5 protein-coding genes are annotated in these 5,430 nt (G+C 72.4%); 4 read left to right on the forward strand and 1 reads right to left on the reverse strand.

The window, feature by feature from the left end:
- Positions 1–84 precede the first annotated feature (84 nt).
- The 4 genes from AC1MIR_RS17855 to AC1MIR_RS17870 are packed head-to-tail and all read left to right on the forward strand — an operon-like array spanning position 85 to position 3,750.
- A complete protein-coding gene (locus AC1MIR_RS17855; RefSeq protein WP_480029528.1) occupies positions 85–1,206 on the forward strand; it encodes a glycosyltransferase in 1,122 nt (373 codons plus the stop codon).
- The gene (locus tag AC1MIR_RS17860; protein WP_480029529.1) at positions 1,203–2,081 is read left to right on the forward strand and encodes a glycosyltransferase family 2 protein; all 879 of its coding nucleotides are present in this window, start codon (positions 1,203–1,205) and stop codon (positions 2,079–2,081) included. The genes AC1MIR_RS17855 and AC1MIR_RS17860 overlap by 4 nt, the downstream gene beginning before the upstream one ends.
- Positions 2,081–2,953: a glycosyltransferase family 2 protein gene (locus tag AC1MIR_RS17865; protein ID WP_480029530.1), complete on the forward strand. Its 873-nt coding sequence runs from the start codon at positions 2,081–2,083 to the stop codon at positions 2,951–2,953. The genes AC1MIR_RS17860 and AC1MIR_RS17865 overlap by 1 nt, the downstream gene beginning before the upstream one ends.
- A complete protein-coding gene (locus AC1MIR_RS17870) occupies positions 2,950–3,750 on the forward strand; it encodes a YdcF family protein (RefSeq protein WP_480029531.1) in 801 nt (266 codons plus the stop codon). The genes AC1MIR_RS17865 and AC1MIR_RS17870 overlap by 4 nt, the downstream gene beginning before the upstream one ends.
- Here the strand turns inward: AC1MIR_RS17870 and AC1MIR_RS17875 are convergent.
- A complete protein-coding gene (locus AC1MIR_RS17875) occupies positions 3,713–5,338 on the reverse strand; it encodes an ArnT family glycosyltransferase (RefSeq protein ID WP_480029532.1) in 1,626 nt (541 codons plus the stop codon). The genes AC1MIR_RS17870 and AC1MIR_RS17875 overlap by 38 nt on opposite strands.
- Positions 5,339–5,430: the final 92 nt, after the last annotated feature.

A 5,430-nucleotide genomic window follows, 5' to 3' on the forward strand; every position in this document is an offset into this window, starting at 1 on the left:
CGAGGCCGCGAACGCGGCCCGCCGCCAGTGCGGCGAAGCCAAGCGCGCGGATGCGCGCGCCCGGCGTTTGAGGGCACCCCAAAGATGAAAATCGCCATCGTTCACGAATGGATGGACACGTACGCCGGCTCCGAACGCGTGCTGGAGCAGATGCTCGCGCTGTTCCCCGATGCCGACCTGTTCACCATCTGCGATTTCCTGCCCGATGACGAACGCGCTTTCCTCGGCGGCAAGGTGCCCAGGACCTCCTTCGTGCAGCGCCTGCCGCGCGCCCGGAAGTGGTTCCGCTATTATCTCGGGCTGATGCCGCTGGCCGTCGAGCAGTTCGACCTCTCGGGCTACGACCTGGTGATCTCCTCCAACCACGCCGTCGCCAAGGGCGCGCTGACGGGGCCCGCCACGCTGCATGTCAGCTACGTGCACAGCCCCATGCGCTACGCCTGGGACCTGCAGCACCAGTATCTGCGCCAGTCCGGCCTCGACCGCGGCCTCAAGGGCGCGTTGACGCGGCTGCTGCTGGCGCGGCTGAGGCTGTGGGACCACGCCTCCTCCGCACGGCCCGACGTGATCCTGGCCAACTCCGCCTGGATCGCCGAGCGCATCCGCAAGGCCTGGCGGCGGGAGAGCACGGTGGTGCATCCGCCGGTGGATGTGGAGGGCTTTCCCTTCCGGCCGACCAAGGGCGATGCGTACGTGATCGCCTCCCGCCTCGTCGCCTACAAGCGCGTGGATCTCGTCGCGGAAGCCTTCCGCGCCATGCCCGACCGCAAGCTGATCATCGCCGGCGACGGCGCCGAGATGCCCAAGGTCCGCGCCGCCGCGGGCGATGCGCCGAACATCACCATTCTCGGCCGCGTGCCGCAGCCGGAACTCGTCGCGCTGCTGCAATCCGCCCGCGCCTTCCTCTATCCGGCCGAGGAGGATTTCGGCATCGGCATGGTGGAGGCGCAGGCCTGCGGCACGCCGCTGATCGCCTTCCGCCGCGGCGGCGCCGCCGACATCGTGCGCGACGGCGAGACGGGCGTGCTCTTCCCCGAGCAGACCGCCGCATCCATCGCCGAGGCCGTGCGCCGTTTCGAGACGCTATCCATCGACCCCGAAGCCTGCCGCGCCAATGCCGAGCGGTTCTCGAACGAGGTCTTCCGCGACCGGCTGCTGCACGCGATCCGCGCCGCCTGCGCGGCGCGCGGGATGCCGGCGCCATGATGCGCTTCAGCCTGGTGATGGCCACGCGCGGCCGAACCACGGAGATTTCCGAGTTTCTCGACAGCGTGCTGGCGCAGGGGCGCGACGATGTCGAGGTGATCGTGGTGGACCAGAATGGCGACGACCGACTGGCGCCGGTCCTGGCGCCCTATCTGGCGCGCCTGAAGCTGACGCATCTGCGTTCCTCCGTCGCCAACGCGAACCATGCGCGGAACCTCGGCCTGCGCGCGGCGCAGGGGGAGATCGTCGGCTTCCCCGACGATGACTGCCTGCATCCGCCCGGCGTGCTGGACCGCGTCGCGGCGGCCTTCGCGGCCGAGCCCGCGCTGATGGTGCTGACGGGTCCGGCCGAGAGCCCGGAAGGCGGCCTCGGCAGCGGCCGCTGGCGCATGGAGGCGGGGCCGATCACGGCGCAAAACGCCTGGACCAGCGTGATCGAGTTCAATCTCTGGCTCCGCCGCAAGCTGGCGCTGGCGCTCGGCGGCTTCGACGAGGAGATGGGGCCGGGCACGCCGATCGGCTCGGCGGAGGGCAACGACCTCGTGCTGCGCGCCGTCAATGCCGGCCACTACGCGGCCTATGACCCGGTGCTGCGCGTCATCCATCCCGACAAGCGCCTGACCGATGTCGCGACGGCACGCGCGCGGCTCTACGGGCGGGGGCTCGGCTTCGCGCTGCGCCGGCATGGCGTGCCGGCCTCGGTCTGGTTGCCGTTCGCCATCCGCCCGCTCGGCGGCGTTGCGGTGAGCCTGCTGAAGCTGCGGCCGCGCGACGCGGCCTATTACGCGATGACGCTGCTCGGCCGCGCGGAAGGCTTCGTGCAGCGCCGCGCCTCGGCGGGCCGCGTGCGGCCGGCGATCCAGGGGCAGCCCTGATGCGCATCGCCATCGGCATCGCCACGCGCGGCCGCGCGCCGATCCTGGCGGAGGTGCTGGCGGAGCTCGCGCGTCAGACCCGCGCGCCGGACCGGCTTCTGGTCTGCCATGTGGATGCGAACGACATCGCCGACCTGCCCGCACGCTTCCCGGCCACGGAGTTCATCACCGCGCCGGCCGGCCTGCCGCGGCAGCGCAACGCGATCCTGGATGCGATCGCCGATTGCGACGCGGTGCTGTTCCTCGACGACGACTTTCTTGCGGCGCCCGACCATCTCGCCGTGACCGAGCGCGTTTTCGCAGCCCATCCCGATTGCGTCGTCACCACCGGCACGGTGATCGCGGACGGCGCCAAGGGGCCGGGCATCACGGTGGAAGAGGGCCGCGCGATCCTCGCCGCCGACCGCTACAGCGGCGATCCGCTTGCCGTCGCGCCGCATTTCAACGGCTATGGCTGCAACATGGCGCTGCGCCTCGCCCCGATGCGGGACCACGCGCTGCGCTTCGACGAGAACCTTCCGCTCTATGGCTGGTACGAGGATCTCGACCTCACCCGGCGCCTCGGCACGTACGGAACAATCCTGCGGCTGGCGGGGGCGCGGGGCGTGCATCTCGGCACCAAGTCGGGCCGCGTGCCCGGCACCAAGCTCGGCTACAGCCAGGTGGCGAATTCGCTCTACCTCGCGCGCAAGGGCAGCTATCCCTGGAACCGCGCGCTGCGCTCCGTCGCGCGCCACATCGCGATGAACACGGTGCGCGCCCCCTTCCCCGAGACGCATGTGGACCGATTGGGCCGGCTGCGCGGCAACCTGATCGCGCTGGGCGACCTGCTGCGCGGCCGGATGCATCCGATGCGGGTGCTCGAACTGTGACGGACGACCTTCTGTTCGTCGCCTCCAAGCTGCTCTGGGGGCTCGCCCGGCCGAACACGCTGGCGCTGGTGCTGGCGGTGCTCGGCGCCGCGCTGCTCTGGCGCGGGCGGCGCTTCGGCCGCTGGCCGCTCGCGCTCGGCCTCGGCTGGTATGTCGCGGTCTTCGTCCTGCCGGTCTCCGCGCTGCTGACCCTGCCGCTGGAGGACCGCTTCGCGCGGCCCTCACCGCCGCCCGAGCACGTCACCGGCGTCATCGTGCTCGGCGGCGCGGTGGAGCAGCAGCTCACCGAGGCCCGCGGCATCCCGGCGCTGAACGGCGCGGCGGAACGCATGACGGAAGCGGTGGCACTCGCACGCCGCCATCCGCAGGCGCGCATCGTCTTTACCGGCGGCTCCTCCGCGATCGTGCCGGGCGGACCGACCGAGGCGGACACGGCGCGCCGCCTCTTCGCCGATCTAGGCCTGCCGGCGGAACGCCTGGTGTTCGAGGACGAAAGCCGCAACACCTGGGAGAACGCCGTGCTGACACATCGCGCGGTGCAGCCGAAGCCCGGCGAGACCTGGCTGCTGGTCACCTCCGCCAGCCACATGCCGCGCAGCATGGGCTGCTTCCGCGAGGCCGGCTGGCAGGTGCTGCCCTGGCCGGTGAACTACACGACGGCACGCGACCCGGCGCTCTGGTGGCAATGGCCCTTCCCCACCCGCCTGAACCAGGCGGAATGGGCGATGCGCGAATGGGTGGGCCTCGTCGCCTATCGCCTCATGGGGCGGACGGACGCGCTGTTTCCGGCGCCGTAGGCGCGGGCGCGGTCACCGCCGGCGCGTCGCGCAGGCGCCAGATCTCCACCGGCCCGCGCTGCTCCTGCACGGTCGCGAACAGGACATAGTCGGCGTCGATCGCCGCCTGCACCTGCGCAGCCGCGGCGGGGCGGATGTTCTTCATCCAGCCGCGGTCGATGACGATCACCCGCGGGCGCCCGGCCAGCACGCGCGCCATCTCGGCCTCCGTGCTGGTGTCGGACAGATCCTCGAAATTGCCCGTCAGGTGCGGCGGGAAGGGAAAGCGCGTGGCGATGCGCACGCCGGCCAGCACATAGACGCTCGGGTGGTAGTTCGCGAGGAAGGCGTCGCCGTCCGGCCCGGCCGCGGCGGCCACGGCGGCGGCGACCCGGCGCACCGGATCGGGGTCGGGGTGGATCCAGCTCGGCCCGCGGTCCACCCGGACATAGAGCTCCGAGAGCCAGGCATCGGCGGCGACGATCCCGACCAGGCCGGCGAAGGCCGGCCGCGCCAGGCCGGGCCGCGCCACGGCATGGCCCAGCCGCCAGGCGCCCACCGCCGCCAGGAGCGAGAGGGAAGGCAGCCAGAGCAGGAAGTAGTGCGTGAAGTAGAAGCCAGGCGCCGCGATGGCGACCGAGGCGACCAGGAACCAGACGAAGGCCGCCGCGGTGAGCAGCCCGAGCGGCTGCGTCACCTGCCGCGGCCGCCAGAACAGCAGCGCGGCCAGCCCGAGCGCGAGCGCGAAGGGCAGTTGCAGCAGCGCGGAATAGATCCGCCGCCACGCCTCCTGCGCCGGGGCGCGCTCCATCGCGTAGCGGAAGGGCGCCATCAGCGAGCCGTCGATGTAGTCGGCAAGCCAGCCCTGCACCCAATAGGCCAGCCCCATCAGCACGAAGGGCCCGGCGCAGAGCACGGCATAAAGCCCCGCGTAGCCGAGGAAGCGCCGCCAGGGCAGCGCGCCGCGCAGCAGCGCCGGGAAGGTCAGCAGCGCGAAGACCAGGCAGCCCGCCGGCACGACAACCTGCTTGACCAGCAGCGCGCAGCCGATCAGCAGCCCCGCCGCGACGATCGCGCCGGCGCCGGGCGCCTCCGCCACCGGGCGAAGCCCGCGCGAGAGGCCGGCGAGCCCGACCGCCATGGCGCTGGTCACGAAGGGCGCGATCAGCAGCTCGGTGTTGACCGACAGGCCCGACAACAGGATCGAGAGCGCGGCGTAGAGCAGCGCCGCGGCGACGCCGAGCGCGCGCGGCGCGCCCGCCACGCGGGCCATCGCGAACAGCGCGCAGCCGGTGGCGGCAACGCAGATCACGCCGAGCAGCCGGGCCGATTCCACCGAGACGCCGAAGCCGAGGAAGGCCAGCGCGAACAGCGCCGGCGCGCCCACCGGATGCATGTCCCAGGCCGCGACGAGCGGCCAGCCGCCGTGGAGCCATTCCCGCGCCTGGACCATGTAGAGGCCCTCGTCGGTGTCCACGACGGCGGGCACGAAGGAGGTGCTGCGGAACAGCACCGCCCCCGCCAGGATGATCAGGATCGCCAGCGCGTCGCGCAGGACGGAGGAGATGGTGCTGCTGGCCGCGTCGCGGGCCATGGGCGCTTCAGGCATGGCCGCTACCCTGGCCATGCCCGGCGCCCGCGGGCCAGCCCGCCGCCGGCGGTTTGGTCGGGGGCGCGGACGGAAGGAGGGTGGCCGGGCGC

The organism is Falsiroseomonas sp. RANM36, assembly GCF_056682175.1.

Bases quoted from the DNA above. Each gene is read 5' to 3' on its own strand.
- AC1MIR_RS17855 (WP_480029528.1), top strand. From the start codon at position 85: ATGAAAATCGCCATCGTTCACGAATGGATGGACACGTACGCCGGCTCC.
- AC1MIR_RS17860 (WP_480029529.1), top strand. From the start codon at position 1,203: ATGATGCGCTTCAGCCTGGTGATGGCCACGCGCGGCCGAACCACGGAG.
- AC1MIR_RS17865 (WP_480029530.1), top strand. From the start codon at position 2,081: ATGCGCATCGCCATCGGCATCGCCACGCGCGGCCGCGCGCCGATCCTG.
- AC1MIR_RS17875 (WP_480029532.1), bottom strand. From the start codon at position 5,338: ATGCCTGAAGCGCCCATGGCCCGCGACGCGGCCAGCAGCACCATCTCC.